The organism is Myroides profundi, assembly GCF_000833025.1.
GTDB lineage: Bacteria > Bacteroidota > Bacteroidia > Flavobacteriales > Flavobacteriaceae > Flavobacterium > Flavobacterium profundi_A.
The window spans coordinates 1,392,100-1,414,780 of record NZ_CP010817.1 but is presented as its reverse complement, the minus strand read 5'-3'; the positions used below and the strand labels follow the sequence as shown (position 1 = coordinate 1,414,780).

The window sequence follows — 22,681 nt, the reverse complement described above, 5'->3', positions numbered from 1 at the left end:
TACATCCAATATTGTCAATCAAGTATTTCGGGTTAAACAGATGCTGGTGTAAACTCTTCATAGAAGATCTGATCTGCACTGATATTTAGAGCTTTTAAATCACGAAGTTGTTTCTCTAAGAAAGGATGTGGTCCACATAAGTAGTAATCAGCCTCATTCGTAAACTCATATCCCTTAATCGTAGATAAGTCAACAATACCTTGATAAGCTTCTATATCTTCAGCGACTTGATCTAGACTGTCATAAAAGAAGATTGGTTTCACCTGAGAACAGTTATTCGTGATATAACTTAGTTTATTTCTAAATGCCTGTACCTCTTGATTTCTACACCCATGAATCCATACAATATTATGATTTACTACTCCACTTAATTCTAATGCCTCTAGCATCGATAATAAAGGTGTCTGCCCTATTCCTCCACTGATAAACACTTTATCTCTCTGGTTCTCTTTTAGCACAAAGTTTCCTGACGGAGAACTAATTTCTACTGTATCACCTTCATTAATATGGTCATGCAGATGATTACTAATCATACCATTCATATCAATCTCTTTCCCTAGTTCACGTTTGATAGATATTCTATAGTACTCGTTGTTAGGAGCACATGATATAGAATATTGTCTGATCTGCTCTAGGCCTATTCGTTCTAGAAAGACTTTAATACTGATATATTGTCCTGGTTGATGCTGTACGACAGCACTCCCATCAGCTGGTACCAAATAAAAAGAAGTGATTTCTCCAGACTCTACTACCTTGCTCTTCACAGTGAATGCTTTCCATCCTGTCCAGTTATTCGCTTCATTCTCCTTTGCTTGATAAATCTTATGTTCGTGCCCTATCATAATATCTGCCAATTGTTGATAAGCCACTGCCCAGGCTTGTACGATATCCTCTGTCGCTGCCTCACCTAGCACTTCTTTTATAGATGCTAGTAGATGAGTCCCTACTATTTCATACTGTTCTGGCTGTATTGATAAGCTGGCGTGCTTATGTCCTATTAGATCCACTACGGGCATTAATCGCTCTGGCTGTGAAATATTTTCTGCATAGCCAAGTACTGCCATTGCTAAAGCCATTTGTTGTTTGCCAGCACGTTGATTCCCCATATTAAATACATTCTTTAATTCTGGGTGATATTCGAACATTCTCAAATAAAAATGTTTTGTCAGTTCTAATCCCTTCTCTCTTAGCAAAGGTACTGTTGCCAAGATTAATTGTTTTTGCTCACCTGTTAACATGTCTTCGTTGTTTTATAATGTTACAGCCAAATATAGAAGCTTACCTACTACGCATTTTATGACTGCAGTCATAAGAAATAGAGTTTATTCTTTATCTTCTAAAAATAGAGTTGGTAGAGAATATTTAAAGAATGAATAGTATATAATCTATGGTTAATCCCTACTCATTTGACATAAAAAGACAATAGCGACTCATTTTTATGAATTATTTAATTTACAAAGCCATATAATAGAATAATTCTAAATAATATAACTTTATTTAGAATCACTATAATTAAATAGCTATATATTAATTATTCATCCCTCAAATTAGTTAAGGAAAACAACACTACTAACTATCAACACATTAACCAAAAGACGCACAGCCCTGCTATTTAACTAAATTTTATATACTGATATAATATATACATTTGCACCACTATTTAAATTAAGTCCAAATAATGAAACTACTATCTAATGTAGAAAAGTCGCTCTCACATCACTTTATCTACATATTTCTTCTTTTACTAGCAGGAAATAGTGTCGCCCAGAGTTCTAAAATATTTAAAGGAACTGTTGTTGATTCTAATAATCAACCTTTAGAATTCGCTACAGTTATATTAGATAACAATGAAGTTTACTACACGAATAATCAAGGAACATTCTCTTTTTCTACTAAAAAAGACTTTGAGCCATTCACGATTAACTACGCCAATAAGAAGTCTATTTACATTAAAGACCTCAAAACTTTTACTACTTACAATAATCGTTTTCTATTAGTTGATTTATCTATTACACTAGACGAGATTAATATAACAGCACCTATACTTAAAGCACAGTCTGGATCGAACTCAGCAATAGTAATAGACAAAGAAAAAATTAGTGAAGTACAAGCGTTCAGTTTAAAAGATGTATTAAATACATTACCTGGTCATGCTACTGTAGCACCAAACCTGAATACCGCACAGACTATAAACCTTAGAGGAGCTAGCTTTGATAAATTAACAGGAGGAACACTTCAGCAAATGAATAACTCTTTTGGAGTAGCTATTATCGTAGATGATGTAACTATCTCCAACGATGCTAATATGCAAACGCGTAGTTTGAATCAATTTGGATTAACAAATTCTTCTAATACAGGTAGTATTGCGAATCTTACTTATCAAGGGGTTGACTTACGCGAAATTCCAGTAGAAAATATTGAAAGTATAGAAGTAGTACAAGGTGTTGCCTCAGCTAAATATGGGGAATTAACTGACGGAGCTATTATCATCAATAAACAAGCTGGGAAAACACCTTATAGTTTTACAACTAACATTAATAGAGGAGCCACTTCATATAGCCTATCTAAAGGTTTTGGACTTCCTAACAAATGGGGGGCTTTAAATCTATCTATGAATTACTCTAAAAGTAACAATGATCCTAGAGATAACATTAAAGAATATAATCGAATCAATCAAAGTATTCTTTGGACTAAATCATTCTCACCACGTGTCAAAAACAATTTAAGTCTAAGCTTCAGCAAACGACTAGACGGTGTTAGAGAAGATCCTGATGATCAACAAAGCCGAAAACTAAAAGCAACAGATGAGTTCTTTAGATGGTCTAATAGAACGAATATACAATTCAATTCTAGAGTTATTAAATCTCTTAACCTCAATATCAATGGTTCTTATGGAATAAGTAATACTTACAACCAAGAAAGAATAAACAAAGGACCTTTTCCTATAGCCAACAGAGATACTACAGGTGTGTATGAAGGCTACTATGTAGATGGTAGATATATTGCTATTGAAGAAATACAAGGAAGACCTCTTAGTTTAGGATCTACCTTAAACATATCCTCTGATGCTTTTGGAAACAAATTTGAACACTTAATTACAGCAGGGGTATCTATTAACTATCATGATAACTTGGGTAAAGGAACTATTTATAAAGCTGATCAGCCTAGATGGTTTCAAAATAACAACCAGAACGAACGTCCTTATGATTTCAGAAAAAATGAAGGTCAAGCTAACTATGGAGCCTACATTATGGACAACTTTAAATGGTATTTATTCGATAAACCATTAGAAGGGAATCTTGGATTCCGTATGGATGTACAAAATAGCAAAGCTAGTTATCAACCTAGAATAAACTTAGCATATCAAGTTTCTCCTAACAGCAGAATTACAATGGGATATGGAATAGCTACTAAGGCACCATCTCTAGCGCACCGCTATCCTGCTCCAATCTGGTTAGACTTCCCGCTGTTAAACTTCTTTGATGATTCTAATATCAACAATAGTTTATACTTGGTTAAAACAGTAAAAATAGAAAATAATAACAATCACCTTAAACCATCACAGTCTACACAGTTCGAATTAGGATATACCTTTAGTAATAAATTCTTAACCAATAGCTTCTTTGGGTATTTTAAGGATAATAAAAATGGTTTTGGAGTTAAAAAGGAATACTTCCCTATCGATGTACCTGAATACAAAATAATTGGAGAATTAGAGAAAGGAAAACCTATTCAATATGAAGCTACAGGAAACTATAAAACCTTAACAAACTATAGTGTCCGTCATATGACTAATAGCGTACGCTCTAAGTCTTATGGTTTTGATTGGACTATTGCGACTCAAAAGATCAAACCCTTAAATATGTATTTGTCTTTATCTAACAGTCTTTCTTATAGTGAGTATTATGATCAAAACCCAACTTACAACGAAGTCTCTGAAGAAAGCTACCAACAAGATTATGGAGTATATTACACTGTTTTTTATCCTGCGAAAACAAAATCGCTATCCTTAATGAGCAAATTAAGGTTGACTTACCACATTCCTAAAATAGGTTTTATAGTAACGATGAACAGTGATATTTTCTGGTTTAGGAAAAGCTTAAATACAGAACAAAAATACGCTAATGAATATTTAGACATTGCTATGCAACCTATCCAAGTAGAGCTACCTGAAGATATTAAACAGACTATTTCTACTGCTGGTAGCAACTATGAACAGCCTACATTTTATGTGATTAATCTAAATGCTACAAAAGAAATACGCAAAAACATAAGAATAGGAATCAATACCTATAACTTCTTTAATATCAGAATCAATAAAGAAAAAAAGTTATCTGATGGAACAAGGTCTATTATTAACTATAACGCTCCATTCAGTATAACAGGATCGATATCAATTAAATTTTAAACAAAATGAGAAATACTTTACTTTTAATCATCTCCTTAATCTGCACCCTATTCACAGTTGGCTGTAGTAAAGATGACAACTCTAGTGACTTTGCTAATACTCTTAATGTTAAATTTGTCGCTTCAGTATCACAAGAAAACACCAATCTTAATATTCCTTTAGAAGGTACTACAATAGAGTTTACCAATAGAGCTAATGGGAATAAAAACACAGTAACACTAGACAATCAAGGTATTGCAACAGCAAACTTAAGAGTAGGAAATTATAACATCATCGCTAAACTAACGATGAGTAAACAAGCATATAATCAATTAATCGACTCTTCTCAAAGCAATGAGGAAAAAATAGAAGAAGATTCTATTACTTTCACTGCTAATATTGATAATCTAGCAGTAACTGATACTAACGATATCAAAATAGAATTACAGATGAACAAGACCAGTCAATCTGGTCTAATCTTTAAACAAATATTCTACGCTGGTTCAAGTTTACAAGATGGCTCTGGATATAGAGATCAATTTTTAGAAATCTATAATAACAGTACCGAAACCTTATATGCTGATGGAATATTATTAGTAATGCTTCACAATACTACTAACAGTCAAGCTACAGGTCCTGATGATTCAAGCTACTTACCTTCTCGTCAATACGACTGGACAAAAGCAGCTGAAAACACAGGAAAAGGAGATTTAAACAAGGACTATGTATATGCTAAAAAAGTACTTCAATTTCCTGGAGGAGGTTCTCAATATCCTATAGAGCCAGGTAAAAGTATGATTATTGCTTCTACAGCTATTGACCACACTAAAAACTTCATCATTGGTAAGCCATCAGAGTTTGTAGATCCTAATAAAACTGTAGATTTAAGCAAGGCTGATTTTGATGTTTATGTTTTAGATTATTTACAAAAAGAATATGGCATTGATATTACACAAGCGAAGTATCGCTATAATCTTAATACTATAGGTATTGCTAAAATGAAAGTCATTAAAGCTCAAAATAGTGACTTAGCTATGCGTTTTGCTACTGATGATGGAATATTACTAGTACAGTTACCAAAAGATATAGCAGTAGAATCATTCCCTACAGTCAAAGCTCCTAAAAAGAATGACTCGACACAGTGCCTAAGAATTCCTGTTGAATACATTATTGACGGAGTACAGGTTAGACACTCTAAAGACAGTCGTGTAGCTCCACGTAAAGTACCTGAATCTGTAGATAAAGGAAGTACTTTCGTACCAAACGGAACTTACTCTAGTCAATCTTTATTGAGAAAAACGAGATATAAATTAAAGAATGGTCGTCGTGTACTGCAAGACACTGATAACTCTACAGAAGATTTCGTAGTGATAGAAAAACCAATAGTATCTAAAGGAGAAGACTCTTTTACTAATTAATCCCATGAGAAAATTATCAATCTTTATAAGTCTATTTTTTAGTCAGATTTTAAGTGCTCAGAATCATTCTGAGCACTTAGATCTTTGGTATATTCAGAAGAATCAACGTGCTTATGTCCCTAAACACATACTTTTCTTAAATAATCAAGCAGAAGAATTTGGAAAGTTAGCCTTAGACTACAACAAGACAAAAGGTGACTATAGAAAAAGTCAAGAAGCAGAAGATAGTAAAGACTTTAAGTTCTCAGCAGAAGGATTTACAGATATTCATAGATTTAAAGTATATGGCAACTTTGCTTATGGCAAAAATTTTGAAAATCACTTAGCGAATGACCTTAGGGGAAAAAAAGAAGGGTTTAATCCCTTTTACTTCTACGCTAATCACCCTAATAATTTTCAGAATCAACAGTATTTAGCCAATACAATGATGAGCTATGAACTAGTCAGACAAAAACTATTCATTGGGTTTGGATTAGACTTTGATTACAATTGGACTACAGGTAATAATGACCCTAGACCAGATGTAGTGAACTATTTTATTCGTTATAAAGCGGATATAGCTTGGCACCTACACAAACATGCTTTTGGTATGGGTCTCTCTTATGGAAAGATGACAGAGGAGAACAATATCATGTATAAAAACAATGAATACAAGAGTAGTAACAAATACAAAGAACGCTTTCTTAATATCAGTTTAGGATATGGAGATATTGTACTTAGTGATCAGAATCTTCTGTTAGATCGAAAAGCAAAAGAAAATATTTACAAGTTTGCTTATCAATATTCTGGGGAAAAAGTAAAAATAGCAGCATTAGCCCAAAAAAGTTATTATGACGAGAATGCAGAGCTTAATAAATATAAACAAGGGTTTAATGTAACAAATAGATTTAAACAAGAGCAATTACTTCTACAAGGAATGTTAACTTATACTGCTTCAGTTAAAAATCAGTATCAAGTCAATCTAAAATACAATAACTATGATGGAAAAAACTTGAGGCGAATAGAAGGGCTAAATTACAAAGTAGATCACTACAATATCAATGCTCAATTTATAGGTTCATTCTCTAATCTTTGGAAAGATACAGATTTACAAGTAGGATTAGATCACACATTATACACTACAGTCCGTAAAGACTATGCTATCGGTGTCTATAGAGATGAGAAACAATTATTAAACAAGGTAATACTAAACACCATATTCAATCAACACAAACATTTCTATCAAGTTAATATTAGCCCTTTATACAGATTCAAACTAACCAATGACTTAACCATCCCCGATACACAACACACTAATTTTACAGATCAGGTAATCATTCCTGATTATCACTATTACAATAATAATGCTTGGGGAGTACAAGGAGAATTAGGCTATGGAAATAGAACCTTGTTGAACCAATACAGTTTATATTTTGCTATTTCAGGTCACTTTTTAAAATCAAATGACAGAGATCGTAACAGTATTAATCTAAGTTTAAAATTATATTTATAATGAATAAGGCTATCTATCTAGCTACACTACTACTGACTATTTTATTCTTAAGTTTTCATCGTTTAGACACATCATCTTCTACTTACCACTCTATTGAAGAGTTGCGTCATGCTTATGAGCGTCATGCTTCTCTTTGGCCCACTCCTACTCTTGACAGTACAGCTGTATTTACAGAACTAGGTGCTCTCCTACCCCCTCCTCTGATTGATAAAAAAGATCAAAATAAAGTCGAGTTAGGGAAACTTCTTTTTTATGACCCTAGACTATCTTCTTCTAATAAAATAGCCTGTGCTACCTGCCATATAGATTCGGAACATTGGGCAGATAAAGAAACTTTAGCTATAGGCCATGAAGGATTAGTCGGAACTAGAAATACTCCTACTATAGAAAATGTATGGATACAAAAAGAACTGTTTTGGGATGGAAGAGCTAATAGTTTACAAGAACAACAGATGATGTCTATTGAGAATCATGTTGAAATGTTTCAAGACATAGACTCTTTGCCTGTCAAAATAGCAACTATAAAAGGATATCAAAAATATTTTAAGAAAGCCTATGGTACAACCGTTATCACTAAAGACAGAATATTGGATGCTATTGCTCTATTTCAAAAGACTATTGTTTCTACCCCGACACCCTTTGACAACTTTGTAAATGGTGATTATAAAAGTTTATCTGACCAACAAGTACGTGGATTACATCTATTTCGAACCAAAGCAAGATGTATTAATTGTCACAATGGACCATACTTTACAGATTTACAATACCACAATGAAGGTTTTACTTTTTATAAGAGAAAAAGAGAAGATTTAGGGAGGTACAATGTAACTCATAAAGCTGCTGATGTTGGTAAGCTGAAAACACCTGGTCTTCGCAATGTCTTACATACAGGACCTTGGTTTCATCAAGGTATATTTCCTACTATAGAGAGTTTGATAGGAATGTATAATGCTGGAATGAATACTCCCTACAGAAGAGAAGAATACAAGAATGACTCATTATTCCCTATTACATCCCCTTTAATCAAAAGATTAGGATTGACGAAAGAAGAACAACTTGCCATCATCTCATTTTTAGAAGCCTTATCTTCCAAACCTATGTTGATAGAGAAACCTAAATTACCTGAGAAATAGATTTTATTTTTTCATTATCTCAATAAATCAATATCCCTACAACAGCTGTAACAAAAAGAATAAGGATTGGATGTATTTTAAACCTGATAGAACAAATAAGAGCCAAAATAAACAAGCCTATACTGTAATAATCAGAGAAACTCTCTCGATCTATTAGTGATACAGCTGCTAGGGCAATCAAAGCTATACTCAATGGCTTAATCCCCATTAAGGCATATGAAAAATACTTATTAGATCGAAACTTTAAATAGAAATATGAAATCAAACAAATCATCATAAAAGAAGGTAGACAAAGGGCAATAGTAGCAATGACAGACCCGAGTATAGCTACCATAGGAGGATATCCCACACCATGTAATGCACTATAACCAACATAAGTAGCCGAATTAATCCCTATAGGACCAGGTGTCATCTGAGAGACAGCTATAAGGTCTGTAAACTCTCCTCTACTGATCCACTGATTCTTTTCTACTACTTCTTCCTGAATAAGAGATAACATAGCATATCCTCCACCAAACCCAAAAGTGCCTATTTTTATGAATACCCAAAACAATTTTAAAAATATCATATCTTATGCTTTACTCTTTTCTTTTATACTATAATATATGATCCCTCCCACACAACCTCCTATTACAATCCAAATAGGGGACACACCTAATCCCCACATCATGCCTAGAGCTACTAAGGGAAACATCAACGTCTTTGCTGTCATTTTATTGGCTTGAATAGCAGTATAACACGGTGCCGAGATGAGAGCTACTACTACAGGTCTGAGCGCTTTAAACGCCTTTATCACATAAACATTTTCTTGAAATCGACTAAAAAAAACTGCTATGAGAAGTATAATAGTAAAGGGAGCTAATATAGTGCCTAAAGCAGCGACTACTCCCCCTTTTACTCCGCTAATCTTAAACCCCACTAAGGCAGCTATATTTGTAGCAAACACACCAGGAAGAGACTCGGTTATAGCTAAGAGTTCATAGAACTCATCTTGGGTTAACCAGTCTCGAGAAACTATTTCTTTTTCGATCAGCGGAATTACGGCATACCCTCCACCAATGGTAAAAAGTCCTATTTTAGTAAAGAGATAAAATAATTTGAAAAGCATAGTAGCAAATAAGTATTTTTAATGCGAAAAACTAAACATACAAGATACAAAATCTCTCCTTTTTGACCTAATTAAACAGTCCTAAATCTATTCTAAAAACCACATTTATTTAAGAAACAATTCCTTTTTATTACCTTAAATACAGAATAATGACATCCTTCCTATTCTGTGTATAAAGTGTAAAAAACACAACATAAAAGCCATTCATCAAAATAAAATTACAGTTTACAGTATTTTTAAGCATATTGCTAAAATTTGACATTTCTTATTTTGAAATTTTTCGTAATTTGCCGACAAACAAAAGAACACATGAAAACACACTTCCATTATATACTATTTTTTATTTTATTAAGTGTTGGTACCTATGCCCAAAAGCTTGAGTTATATACCAATGATGGTAAAGAAGAATATCTAGGTTGCCTAAACTGTGATGCCAAAGAAGCTAACTCGATATGGAATACTTATGGAACGTATGGAAACTTATACAGCCAAAAGTCTATCTGGAATAAATATGGTATCTACGGAGACCAGACTAGTAGCTATTCTCCTTGGAATATACATGCAGATAAACCTCCTATCGTAAAAAAAGACGGAATCGTAAATGGATATTTTACTACGAATAAACACTTTATAGGCAAACGCGTAGAAGTAGAGCTAACCAAAATGCTCTATGAATACTACCTAGACTTAAAAGAAGACCCATCTAAATGGACAAAAGCTAAAGAAGTAGTAAAGTCTAAAGAAGTACAAACGCAAAAAGAAATTACCAAGAAATAACAAAAAAGCGATGAAGATATCTTCATCGCTTTTTTGTTTTAATTTCTCTCTTATATTATCTAATTCTCCTTTACCTAAAAGCTAAATATGAATACAAACAAAGAACACTGCTTTAAACACAATTAATCAAACAAATATTTACCTCCTAGTAACCTCTACATAACAACAAATTAACACGTCAGCTTTTAATCATCTACACACTGACTGTATATTTATATATATCCATCTGATATACTATACTTTATATAATAATTTAAGTTAATACATGTTTGTTATGGTTAAAAAATTATTTTCTCTGTTGTGCATTCTACTGTGCCTTTTTTCACAACGTTCTTATAGTAATATCTATTCAAAACTGGATAATTCCTCCTCCCAAACAAATAACTCTAATAACAAATATTACAATTTCGTTTTTAAAGAAAAAACTGTTACCTATACAGGAGAGACTTTTTATCATGAACCAACTAATGTTCCTCATAATATAACAGTTAAATACGATAAGAATGGCTTCGTTAATGCTGGTTCATATATGGTAAAAGCTTACTTCTATAATGAAAATAATATCTTAATTACAACAAAGTCTGCTAGACTAAATATTACAAAAGCTAGAATTACAGGTATTACTTTACGAAAAAAAGAAGTTGTATATGATGGCACTAAACATTCTCTTGAAATAATTGGAGAATTACCTGTAGGTGTTACTGCTACTTACAAAAACAACTCTCATACCAATGCGGGAATATATAAAATGAGTGTACGACTAGCAGGTAAAAATCATATTACTAGTACTCGTTCAAACACTCTTACCATACTCCCTATAGATATATCAAATAAATATACCCTAACTAGTCAAATGTTTGTTTATGATGGACAACCAAAGTCTATTTTTCTAAACCAAAATCTCCCTTCTGGTCTTTCAATATCTTATAAAGGTAATAATCAATCAGAAATAGGTTTCCATTTAGTAACTGCTACAATAACAGGTAGTAAAAACTACACACCTATTCCTCTAGAAATCAAAGCAACAATAACAATTACTAAAGAGGAAATATCAGAAGAACTTCCAACTATAGAAAATATCACTTTTGAAAACCTTACTACCCCATATACTGGATCAGCTATACCCATATTAGCTAACAATATACCTAATAATATTACTGTAAAATACAGTAAAAACGACTATCAAGAAGTTGGTAACTATCAAATAAAAGCTTCTTTTTACTATAAAAATATTCTTATTGGTACCAAAACTGCTTTTCTAACAATCGAAAAGGCGCGAATTACAGGAGTTACATTTAATAAAACATCTGTTTTATATAATGGCGAACCACATACACTATTACTAAAAGGAGAACTACCTAAAGGAGTGACTGCTATTTACTCTAATAATAAACATACCAATGCTGGTACTTATAAAGCTACTGTAAAACTTACAGGAGACAATTATATTACAAGTACGAGATCAAACACCTTAACAATCTCTCCTATTGACTTAACCCAAATTATTGAATTTAAAAGTCAAACATTTAAATATGATGGAATTATTAGATTTTTAAAAATCACCTCTCCTTTACCTAAGGAATTAAAAGTATCTTATAAAAATAATGGGCAAAATACTATAGGAAACCATAAAGTTGAAGCTACTATTACAGGTAGTGATAACTATGCTCCGATGCCATATAGAGTATCTGCAACTTTGTCTATTACTGAAGGACAAGAAGAACTACCACCCCTAGATAATGTAATCTTTGAACACAAAACTGAAACGTACACTGGAGATATTATTTCAATCGAAGCAACGAACCTTCCTAACTTAGTTACTGTAAAATACAATCAAAATGAGTACATCAACACTGGTATTTACCAAGTCATAGCTTCATTCTATTTCAAGGATATCTTATTAGGTACAAAATCAGCAACTCTTACGATTGAAAAAGCACGTATCACAGGAGTCAAGTTTAGTAAGAAAGAAGTAACTTATAATGGCAAAGAGCACGAACTTCTACTAGAGGGCGAATTACCTCTAGGCGTAACCGCTACTTATAAAAACAATATCCATAAGAATGCTGGTACTTATAAAGCTTCAGTTACCTTAGCAGGAGACAACTATATCACAAGTACTAGATCAAATGAGCTAATCATATTACCTGCTGATATCACTCAACTTGTTGTGCTAAAAAGTGAGTCATTTATATATGATGTAAACCGAAATCACTAGCCATTACAGGCGAAGTACCTCAAGAACTAACGCTTACTTATGCTAACAATACACATACAGAAGTAGGTAATCACACAGTAACAGCAACATTAAGTGGTAGTTCAAACTATACACCAATGCCTTATACACTATCCGCAACTTTGTCTATTACTAAGAAGCAAGAAGAGTTACCTTCTTTAGACAAAGTAATCTTTGAACACAAAACAGAAACATATACAGGAGAGGTCATCTCAATAGAAGCAACAAACCTTCCTAATAACGTAAGAGTAACTTACGATAAGAATCAATATACTGATGCTGGTGTTTACCAAGTCATAGCATCATTCTATTTCAAGGATATTTTGCTAGGTACTAAGTCTGCTACACTAACTATCGAGAAAGCACGCATCACTGGAGTTAAGTTTAATAAAAAAGAAGTAACCTATGATGGTAAAGAACATGAGTTACTATTAGAGGGTGAACTACCTCTAGGAGTAACCGCTACTTATAAAAACAATAGAGCGACTAACGCAGGTATTTATAAAGCTTCAGTTACCTTAACCGATGACAACTATATCACAAGTACCAGATCAAATGAGTTAATAATACTTCCCGCTGATATCACTCAATTAGTGGAACTAAAAAGTGAGTCGTTTATATATGACGGTAAGCCAAAGTCATTAGCCATTACAGGTGAAGTACCTAAAGAACTTACACTTACTTATACTAACAATACACACACAGCAATAGGGAACCATAAAGTAACAGCGACATTAAGTGGTAGTAGTAATTATACACCAATGCCTTATACCCTATCTGCTACACTATCCATTACTAAAAAGCAAGAAGAATTACCATTACTTGATAATGTATTATTTGAACACAAAACAGAGACGTATACAGGAGACATCATCTCAATTGAAGCTACTAACCTTCCTAATAACGTAAAAGTCTCTTATGATAAAAACCAATATACTGATGCTGGTGTTTACCAAATCATAGCATCATTCTATTTCAAGGATATTTTGCTAGGTACAAAGTCTGCAACTCTTACGATTGAAAAAGCACGTATCACGGGAGTCAAGTTTAGTAAGAAAGAAGTAACTTATAATGGCAAAGAACATAAACTTCTATTAGAAGGAGAACTGCCTTTAGGTATAACCGCAACTTATAAGAACAATACTGGAACTAACGCAGGTACTTATAAAACTTCAGTAAAATTAGAAGGAGACAATTATATCACAAGTACCAGATCAAATGAGCTAATCATACTACCTGCCGATATCACTCAATTAGTCGAACTAAAAAGCCATTCGTTTATATATGATGGTAAGCCAAAGTCATTAGCCATTACAGGTGAAGTCCCTCAAGAACTAACACTTACTTATACTAATAATACACATACAGAGGTAGGCAATCATAAAGTAACAGCAACATTAAGTGGTAGTAGTAATTATACACCAATGCCTTATACCCTATCCGCAACTTTGTCTATTACTAAGAAGCAAGAAGAGTTACCATCACTTGATAAAGTATTATTTGAACATAAAACAGAAACCTATACAGGAGAGGTTATTTCAATAGAAGCAACAAACCTACCTAATAACGTAAAAGTCTCTTATGATAAGAACCAGTATACTGATGCTGGTGTTTACCAAGTCATAGCGTCATTCTATTTCAAGGACATCCTACTAGGAACTAAATCCGCTACACTAACTATCGAAAAAGCACGTATCACTGGAGTCAAGTTTAGTAAGAAGGAAGTAACCTACAATGGCAAGGAGCATGAACTACTACTAGAAGGAGAACTGCCTCTAGGCGTAACAGCAACTTATAAGAACAATACTGGAACTAACGCAGGTACTTCAATCAAAATGAGTACATCAACACTGGTATTTACCAAGTCATAGCTTCATTCTATTTCAAGGATATCTTATTAGGTACAAAAGGTTATTTCAATAGAAGCAACAAACCTACCTAATAACGTAAAAGTCTCTTATGATAAGAACCAGTATACTGATGCTGGTGTTTACCAAGTCATAGCGTCATTCTATTTCAAGGACATCCTACTAGGAACTAAATCCGCTACACTAACTATCGAAAAAGCACGTATTTAGTAAGAAAGAAGTAACTTATAATGGCAAAGAGCACGAACTTCTACTAGAGGGCGAATTACCTCTAGGCGTAACCGCTACTTATAAAAACAATCACCGATGCCTTATACACTATCCGCAACTTTGTCTATCACTAAGAAGCAAGAAGAATTACCTTCTTTAGACAAAGTAATCTTTGAATATAAAACAGAAACCTATACAGGAGAGGTTATTTCAATTGAAGCAACAAACCTGCCTAATAACGTAAGAGTAACTTATGATAAAAACCAATATACTGATGCTGGTATTTACCAAGTCATAGCGTCATTCTACTTTAAAGATATCCTACTAGGAACTAAGTCTGCTACACTGACTATCGAGAAAGCACGTATCACAGGGGTCAAGTTTAGTAAAAAAGAAGTAACTTATGATGGTAAAGAACATGAACTTCTATTAGAAGGAGAACTACCTATAGGGGTAACCGCTACTTATAAAAACAATATCCATAAGAATGCAGGTACTTATAAAGTTTCTGTAAAATTAGAAGGAGAGAACTATATCACAAGTACCAGATCAAACGAGCTAATCATACTTCCTGCTGATATCACAAAACTTGTCGAGCTAAAGAGTCAATCGTTTATATATGACGGTAAGCCGAAATCACTAGCTATTATAGGTGAAGTCCCTAAAGAGCTAACACTTACTTATACTAATAATACACACACAGAAGTAGGGAACCACACGGTAACAGCAACACTTAGTGGTAGTTCCAACTACACACCAATACCATATACTCTATCTGCTACGCTATCAATTACACAAAAAGAGGAAGAATTACCATCACTTGATAATGTGATCTTTGAACACAAGACTGAAACCTATACAGGAGAATTCATCTCGATTGACGCAACAAACCTGCCTAATAACGTAAGAGTAACTTATGATAAAAACCAATATACTGACGCTGGTATTTACCAAGTCATAGCTTCCTTCTACTTTAAAGATATCTTATTAGGTACAAAATCAGCAACTCTTACGATTGAAAAAGCACGTATCACTGGAGTCAAGTTTAGTAAGAAGGAAGTAACCTACGTAGGGAACCATAAAGTAACAGCGACATTAAGTGGTAGTAGTAATTATACACCGATGCATAACAGCAACTTATAAGAACAATACTGGAACTAACGCAGGTACTTATAAAGCTTCAGTTACCTTAGCAGGAGACAATTATATCACAAGTACAAGATCAAATGAGCTAATCATACTTCCTGCTGATATCACAAAACTTGTCGAGCTAAAGAGTCAATCGTTTATATATGACGGTAAGCCAAAGTCACTAGCCATTACAGGCGAAATACCACAAGAGCTAACACTTACTTATACTGCAACTCTTACGATTGAAAAAGCACGTATCACTGGAGTCAAGTTTAGTAAGAAGGAAGTAACCTACGTAGGGAACCATAAAGTAACAGCGACATTAAGTGGTAGTAGTAATTATACACCGATGCATAACAGCAACTTATAAGAACAATACTGGAACTAACGCAGGTACTTATAAAGCTTCAGTTACCTTAGCAGGAGACAATTATATCACAAGTACAAGATCAAATGAGCTAATCATACTTCCTGCTGATATCACAAAACTTGTCGAGCTAAAGAGTCAATCGTTTATATATGACGGTAAGCCAAAGTCACTAGCCATTACAGGCGAAATACCACAAGAGCTAACACTTACTTATACTGCAACTCTTACGATTGAAAAAGCACGTATCACTGGAGTCAAGTTTAGTAAGAAGGAAGTAACCTACGTAGGGAACCATAAAGTAACAGCGACATTAAGTGGTAGTAGTAATTATACACCGATGCATAACAGCAACTTATAAGAACAATACTGGAACTAACGCAGGTACTTATAAAGCTTCAGTTACCTTAGCAGGAGACAATTATATCACAAGTACAAGATCAAATGAGCTAATCATACTTCCTGCTGATATCACAAAACTTGTCGAGCTAAAGAGTCAATCGTTTATATATGACGGTAAGCCAAAGTCACTAGCCATTACAGGCGAAATACCACAAGAGCTAACACTTACTTATACTGCAACTCTTACGATTGAAAAAGCACGTATCACTGGAGTCAAGTTTAGTAAGAAGGAAGTAACCTACGTAGGGAACCATAAAGTAACAGCGACATTAAGTGGTAGTAGTAATTATACACCGATGCCTTATACACTATCCGCAACTTTGTCTATCACTAAGAAGCAAGAAGAATTACCTTCTTTAGACAACGTGATATTTGAGCACAAAACAGAGACGTATACAGGAGAGGTTATCTCGATTGAAGCTACTAATTTACCTAACTTAGTTACTGTAAAATACAATCAAAATGAGTACATCAACACTGGTGTTTACCAAGTCATAGCGTCATTCTATTTCAAGGATATCTTATTAGGTACAAAATCAGCAACTCTTACGATTGAAAAAGCACGTATCACTGGAGTCAAGTTTAGTAAGAAAGAAGTAACTTATAATGGCAAAGAACATGAACTTCTATTAGAAGGAGAATTACCTCTAGGCTTAACAGCAACTTATAAAAATAACAGAGCTACTTACGCAGGTACTTACAAAGCTTCTGTAAAATTAGAGGGAGACAATTATATCACAAGTACAAGATCAAATGAGCTAATCATATTACCTGCTGATATCACCAAACTTGTCGAGCTAAAAAGTAAGTCGTTTATATATGATGGTAAGCCAAAGTCACTAGCCGTTACAGGCGAAGTACCTCAAGAACTAACGCTTACTTATACTAATAATACACATACAGCAATAGGAAACCATGGTAAAGAACATGAACTTCTATTAGAAGGAGAACTGCCTCTAGGCGAATATACTGATGCTGGTATTTACCAAGTCATAGCGTCATTCTATTTCAAGGATATCTTATTAGGTACAAAATCAGCAACTCTTACGATTGAAAAAGCACGTATCACTGGAGTCAAGTTTAGTAAGAAGGAAGTAACCTACAATGGCAAGGAGCATGAACTACTACTAGAAGGAGAACTGCCTTTAGGTGTAACGGGTACCTATAAAAACAACAGAGCTACTAACGCAGGTACTTATAAAGCTTCTGTAAAATTAGAGGGAGACAATTATATCACAAGTACAAGATCAAATGAGCTAATCATATTACCTGCTGATATCACCAAACTTGTCGAGCTAAAAAATAAGTCGTTTATATATGATGGTAAGCCAAAGTCACTAGCCGTTACAGGCGAAGTACCTCAAGAACTAACGCTTACTTATACTAATAATACACATACAGCAATAGGAAACCATGGTAAAGAACATGAACTTCTATTAGAAGGAGAACTGCCTCTAGGCGAATATACTGATGCTGGTATTTACCAAGTCATAGCGTCATTCTATTTCAAGGATATCTTATTAGGTACAAAATCAGCAACTCTTACGATTGAAAAAGCACGTATCACTGGAGTCAAGTTTAGTAAGAAGGAAGTAACCTACAATGGCAAGGAGCATGAACTACTACTAGAAGGAGAACTGCCTTTAGGTGTAACGGGTACCTATAAAAACAACAGAGCTACTAACGCAGGTACTTATAAAGCTTCTGTAAAATTAGAGGGAGACAACTATATCACAAGTACCAGGTCAAATGAGCTTAAGAATTACCTTCTCTTGATAATGTAATCTTTGAACACAAAACTGAAACGTACACTGGAGATATTATTTCAATCGAAGCAACGAACCTTCCTAATCTAGTTACTGTAAAATACAACCAAAATGAATACATCAACACCGGTGCTTACCACATCATAGCGTCATTCTACTTTAAAGATATCCTACTAGGAACTAAGTCTGCTACACTGACTATCGAGAAAGCACGTATCACTGGAGTCAAGTTTAGTAAGAAAGAAGTAACCTACGACGGTAAGGAACATGAGTTACTATTAGAAGGAGAACTACCTATAGGGGTAACCGCTACTTATAAAAACAATATCCATAAGAATGCAGGTACTTATAAAGTTTCTGTAAAATTAGAAGGAGAGAACTATATCACAAGTACCAGATCAAACGAGCTAATCATATTACCTGCTGATATCACCAAGCTTGTTGAGCTAAAAAGTGAGTCGTTTATATATGATGGTAAAGCGAAGTCACTAATAATTATAGGTAAAGTCCCTCAGGAACTAACGCTTACTTATGCTAACAATACACATACAGCAATAGGGAACCACAAAGTAACAGCAACACTTAGTGGTAGCTCTAACTATACACCAATGCCTTATACCCTTTCAGCGACTTTATCCATTACACAAAAAGAGGAAGAATTACCATCACTTGATAAAGTATTATTTGAACATAAAACAGAAACCTATACAGGAGAGGTTATTTCAATAGAAGCAACAAACCTACCTAATAACGTAAAAGTCTTTTATGATAAGAACCAGTATACTGATGCTGGTGTTTACCAAGTCATAGCGTCATTCTATTTCAAGGACATCCTACTAGGAACTAAATCAGCTACACTAACTATCGAGAAAGCACGTATCACTAGAGTCAAGTTTAGTAAGAAGGAAGTAACCTACAATGGCAAGGAGCATGAACTACTACTAGAAGGAGAACTGCCTTTAGGTGTAACGGTTACCTATAAAAACAACAGAGCTACTAACGCAGGTACGTATAAAGCATCTGTAAAATTAGAAGGAGATAACTATATCACAAGTACCAGATCAAACGAACTAATCATATTACCTGCTGATATCACCAAACTTGTCGAGCTAAAAAGTAAGTCGTTTATATATGATGGTAAGCCAAAGTCACTAGCCGTTACAGGCGAAGTACCTCAAGAACTAACGCTTACTTATACTAATAATACACATACAGCAATAGGGAATCACACAGTAACAGCAACACTTAGTGGTAGTTCAAATTATACTCCAATACCTTATACCCTGTCTGCGACTTTATCCATTACTAAAAAGCAAGAAGAACTACCTTCTTTAGACAAAGTAATCTTTGAACATAAAACTGAAACCTATACAGGAGACATCATCTCAATTGACGCAACAAATTTGCCTAATAACGTAAGAGTAACTTATGATAAAAACCAATATACTGATGCTGGTGTTTACCAAGTAATAGCGTCATTCTATTTCAAGGAAATTTTACTAGGAACTAAGTCAGCTACACTAACTATCGAGAAAGCACGTATCACTGGAGTCAAGTTTAGTAAGAAAGAAGTAACCTATGATGGCGAAGAGCATGAACTACTACTAGAAGGAGAACTGCCTCTAGGCGTAACAGCAGTTTATAAAAACAACAGAGCTACTAACGCAGGTACTTATAAAGCTTCTGTAAAATTAGAGGGAGACAACTATATCACAAGTACCAGGTCAAATGAGCTTATCATACTACCAGCTGATATCACAAAGCTTGTCGAGCTAAAAAGTGAGTCGTTTATATATGATGGTAAGCCAAAGTCACTAGCCGTTACAGGTGAAGTCCCTCAAGAACTAACACTTAATTATACTAATAATACGCATACAGCAATAGGAAACCATAAAGTAACAGCTACACTTAGTGGCAGTACTAACTATACACCGATGCCTTATACAATATCAGCAACTTTGTCCATTACTGAAGAACAGGAAGAGCTCCCTTCATTAGATAAAGTAATTTTTAAAGATATAATTGCTATTTACAGTGGTCAACCATACAAAATTATTGCTACAAACCTTCCTAAGGATGTAACTGTAAAGTACAGTGATAACTCCTTTACTAATTCAGGTATTTATGTCATCACTGCAGACTTCTATTATCAAGAGATTTTATTAGGACATAAAAGAGCAACGCTTACTATAGAGAAAGCCACCATCACAGGTGTACAGTTCAGTAAAAAAGAAGTTAGCTATACTGGTACAGCCCATCAGCTTTTATTAGAAGGAGATTTACCTCAAGGGGTAAAAGCAACCTATCAAAACAATAAACACATTGACGCAGGAAAATATAAAGCTTCTGTAAAACTAGAAGGAGACAATTATATCACGAGTACTCGTACAAATCTATTGATCATTAGACCAGCAGATCTTACTAGATTAGTGAGCTTAAAGAATCAATCGTTCAAATACGATGGACAGCCAAAATCTTTAAATATAGAAGGTCATATACCTCAAGGACTACGTATTACTTATCTAAACAATACGCATACAGACATTGGTCACTATATGGTTACAGCCACATTAGAGGGAAGTAGTAACTACACTCCTATGCCTCATACAATGACAGCGATATTGTCAATAAGCCACGAAGGCGAAACCCTACCAAACTTAGACAACGTTATTTTTGAAGATAAATCTGTTATTTACAATGGTAATTCTCATAAACTAGAAGCATACAATATTCCTAATGAAGTCAATGTAGAATATGACAGAAACTACTATGACAACGCAGGAGAATATAGTATAAAAGCTTCTTTCTATTATAAATCAATACTTATTGGTACCAAAACAGCCAAGTTAACAATAGAGAAAGCTAAACTAACCAATATCACATTTAGCAAACTTACAGTGGATTATACAGGTAAACCTCAGAAGATCTTAATCAAAGGAAAACTGCCTAAAGGCGTAACTGCCACTTACGAAAATAATATCCATACAGAAGCAGGGATTTATAAAGCTAGTGTTACACTAGAAGGCGATAATTATATCACTAGCAAACGTACAGCTAATCTTACCATCAAGCCACTTGATATACACAAATTCATTTCATTTCCTAACCAAGCTTTTGTATATGACGGACAACCTAAAACACTTACCTTGACAGGAAACTTACCCCATCCTCTAAAAGTGACTTATGAAAACAATACACATACAGAGATAGGGAAATATCAAGTAAAAGCTACCATTGAAGGAAGTAGTAATTATGCTCCAATGCCTTATGTAATAACAGCAACTTTGGTCATCAGAAGTGATGATGAAGCAGCCGATATAGTTGAACTATCTATTAATGAACAAGTATTTAAAAACCCAACTAGTAAGATAACATACATCTTGCCTTGTGGAGAAAAATATGCTCGAATAGAATTTAATGAATTAAGTGCAGGAGCTTTTATCACTAACAACATAAAAGAGGAATACTTATTACATTATTCAGGTACGTTTACAATTCCCGTAACAGTTAAATCTGAATCACAGACACTTACTAGAGAATACACAATAGAACTAATCAGACCTGTACCTTTCGAAAAAGTAGCGATAATGAAGCCAGATAATTCTTTTGTCATAAATATGAACTCAGCCACAAATGGAGGTTTTAACTTCACCTCATTTAATTGGTATAGAGATGATATGCTAGTGAGTACAAATAACTATTATATAGCAGGAGCGCACAGTGATATCAATAACAATAATCAAGTCCAACATCACTTAATACTGACAACGGATAAAGGAGAAAAAGTCTATACCTGTAAACAAATTATAGAGATCAATAATACAAACAAGGTCAAACTATTCCCAAATCCAGTAGATCAAAACAAAATAGTCAATATTGTTTTTGATATGGAAAGAACCTCTTTTAGTCCTGCTAGGCTAGAAATATATTCTATTCTAGGAAACAAAGTATTAGAGGCTGAACTACCCAACCGAGAGAACAGTATTCACCTCCTACCTCATTTACAAAGTGGTAAATACATCGCAGTTATTCTAATCAATAACGAAAAGAAAATTATCAACTTCATCATCAAATAATTTTTCACTTTCTGTTTATACTTCCGAAAGGTTGAATCTCATCACTGAGTTCAACCTTTCTTTTTTAATAATCCTAGTAAACCCAACTCTCCAGTGCCACAGGTTTATAATTCATTACTTACACTACTACACCTCTGTTATAATTCTGAGCTTGCGAAGAATCCCCTCTCTAATTTCTCTTTTTTCCTTCTCTTATATCCACTTAGAGAAGGGCAATCTTAGTAAAAGGTTACTTTTTTCTAAATTTTTTAATTACATAAAAACATTATAGCCTGTATATCAATCATTTATTAAAAATAAGAATTATATC

At 33.9% G+C, this 22,681-nt stretch carries 15 protein-coding genes; 12 read left to right on the top strand and 3 right to left on the bottom strand.

Going from position 1 to position 22,681, the window contains the following annotated elements; all coding sequences use genetic code 11:
- Positions 1-32: 32 nt before the first annotated feature.
- Positions 33-1,238, bottom strand: a complete 1,206-nt coding sequence (hmpA, locus tag MPR_RS06275) for an NO-inducible flavohemoprotein (RefSeq protein WP_041890375.1) — start codon at positions 1,236-1,238, stop codon at positions 33-35.
- Positions 1,239-1,678: 440 nt separating this feature from the next.
- On the opposite strand from hmpA, the gene MPR_RS06270 reads away from it, so the two are divergent.
- Genes MPR_RS06270 through MPR_RS06255 form a run of 4 tightly spaced genes read left to right on the top strand, consistent with a single transcriptional unit; the run spans position 1,679 to position 8,430 of the window.
- On the top strand, positions 1,679-4,408 hold the full coding sequence (locus MPR_RS06270; protein ID WP_041890372.1) for a TonB-dependent receptor: 2,730 nt from the start codon (positions 1,679-1,681) through the stop codon (positions 4,406-4,408).
- A gap of 5 nt (positions 4,409-4,413) precedes the next feature.
- Complete coding sequence (locus MPR_RS06265) at positions 4,414-5,805, top strand: DUF4876 domain-containing protein (RefSeq protein WP_041890370.1); 1,392 nt, start codon at positions 4,414-4,416, stop codon at positions 5,803-5,805.
- Between the two features lie 4 nt (positions 5,806-5,809).
- Positions 5,810-7,297 (top strand): DUF6850 family outer membrane beta-barrel protein, encoded by a 1,488-nt coding sequence (locus MPR_RS06260; RefSeq protein WP_041890368.1) that lies wholly within the window; start codon positions 5,810-5,812, stop codon positions 7,295-7,297.
- A complete protein-coding gene (locus tag MPR_RS06255) occupies positions 7,297-8,430 on the top strand; it encodes a cytochrome-c peroxidase (RefSeq protein WP_041890367.1) in 1,134 nt (377 codons plus the stop codon). The genes MPR_RS06260 and MPR_RS06255 overlap by 1 nt, the downstream gene beginning before the upstream one ends.
- 19 nt (positions 8,431-8,449) lie before the next feature.
- Here MPR_RS06255 and MPR_RS06250 read toward each other — a convergent pair whose 3' ends face one another.
- Both MPR_RS06250 and MPR_RS06245 read right to left on the bottom strand, forming a co-directional pair.
- Entirely contained in the window at positions 8,450-8,998 is a 549-nt protein-coding gene (locus MPR_RS06250; protein WP_041890366.1) for a chromate transporter, read from the bottom strand.
- Positions 8,999-9,001: 3 nt separating this feature from the next.
- Complete coding sequence (locus tag MPR_RS06245; RefSeq protein ID WP_041890365.1) at positions 9,002-9,538, bottom strand: chromate transporter; 537 nt, start codon at positions 9,536-9,538, stop codon at positions 9,002-9,004.
- Between the two features lie 309 nt (positions 9,539-9,847).
- Here MPR_RS06245 and MPR_RS06240 point away from each other — a divergent pair, with 309 nt between their 5' ends.
- The 8 genes from MPR_RS06240 (at position 9,848) to MPR_RS06205 (ending at position 22,371) form a co-directional block, all read left to right on the top strand.
- Positions 9,848-10,315, top strand: coding sequence for a hypothetical protein (locus MPR_RS06240; RefSeq protein ID WP_041890362.1), 468 nt, complete (start codon positions 9,848-9,850; stop codon positions 10,313-10,315).
- A gap of 274 nt (positions 10,316-10,589) precedes the next feature.
- A complete protein-coding gene (locus tag MPR_RS06235; RefSeq protein WP_139177172.1) occupies positions 10,590-12,533 on the top strand; it encodes an MBG domain-containing protein in 1,944 nt (647 codons plus the stop codon).
- A 116-nt stretch (positions 12,534-12,649) separates the two neighbouring features.
- The gene (locus tag MPR_RS06230; protein ID WP_041890356.1) at positions 12,650-14,422 is read left to right on the top strand and encodes an MBG domain-containing protein; all 1,773 of its coding nucleotides are present in this window, start codon (positions 12,650-12,652) and stop codon (positions 14,420-14,422) included.
- A gap of 303 nt (positions 14,423-14,725) precedes the next feature.
- Entirely contained in the window at positions 14,726-15,772 is a 1,047-nt protein-coding gene (locus tag MPR_RS06225) for an MBG domain-containing protein (RefSeq protein ID WP_041890353.1), read from the top strand.
- Complete coding sequence (locus MPR_RS06220) at positions 15,729-16,130, top strand: MBG domain-containing protein (RefSeq protein WP_041890349.1); 402 nt, start codon at positions 15,729-15,731, stop codon at positions 16,128-16,130. Before MPR_RS06225 ends, MPR_RS06220 begins: the two co-directional genes overlap by 44 nt.
- Positions 16,087-16,488 (top strand): MBG domain-containing protein, encoded by a 402-nt coding sequence (locus MPR_RS06215; RefSeq protein WP_041890349.1) that lies wholly within the window; start codon positions 16,087-16,089, stop codon positions 16,486-16,488. Before MPR_RS06220 ends, MPR_RS06215 begins: the two co-directional genes overlap by 44 nt.
- The gene (locus tag MPR_RS06210; RefSeq protein WP_041890346.1) at positions 16,445-18,313 is read left to right on the top strand and encodes a hypothetical protein; all 1,869 of its coding nucleotides are present in this window, start codon (positions 16,445-16,447) and stop codon (positions 18,311-18,313) included. The genes MPR_RS06215 and MPR_RS06210 overlap by 44 nt, the downstream gene beginning before the upstream one ends.
- A gap of 590 nt (positions 18,314-18,903) precedes the next feature.
- Positions 18,904-22,371 carry a T9SS type A sorting domain-containing protein gene (locus MPR_RS06205; protein ID WP_041890344.1) on the top strand — a complete coding sequence of 1,156 codons (3,468 nt, stop codon included), beginning with the start codon at positions 18,904-18,906 and terminating at the stop codon, positions 22,369-22,371.
- Positions 22,372-22,681: the final 310 nt, after the last annotated feature.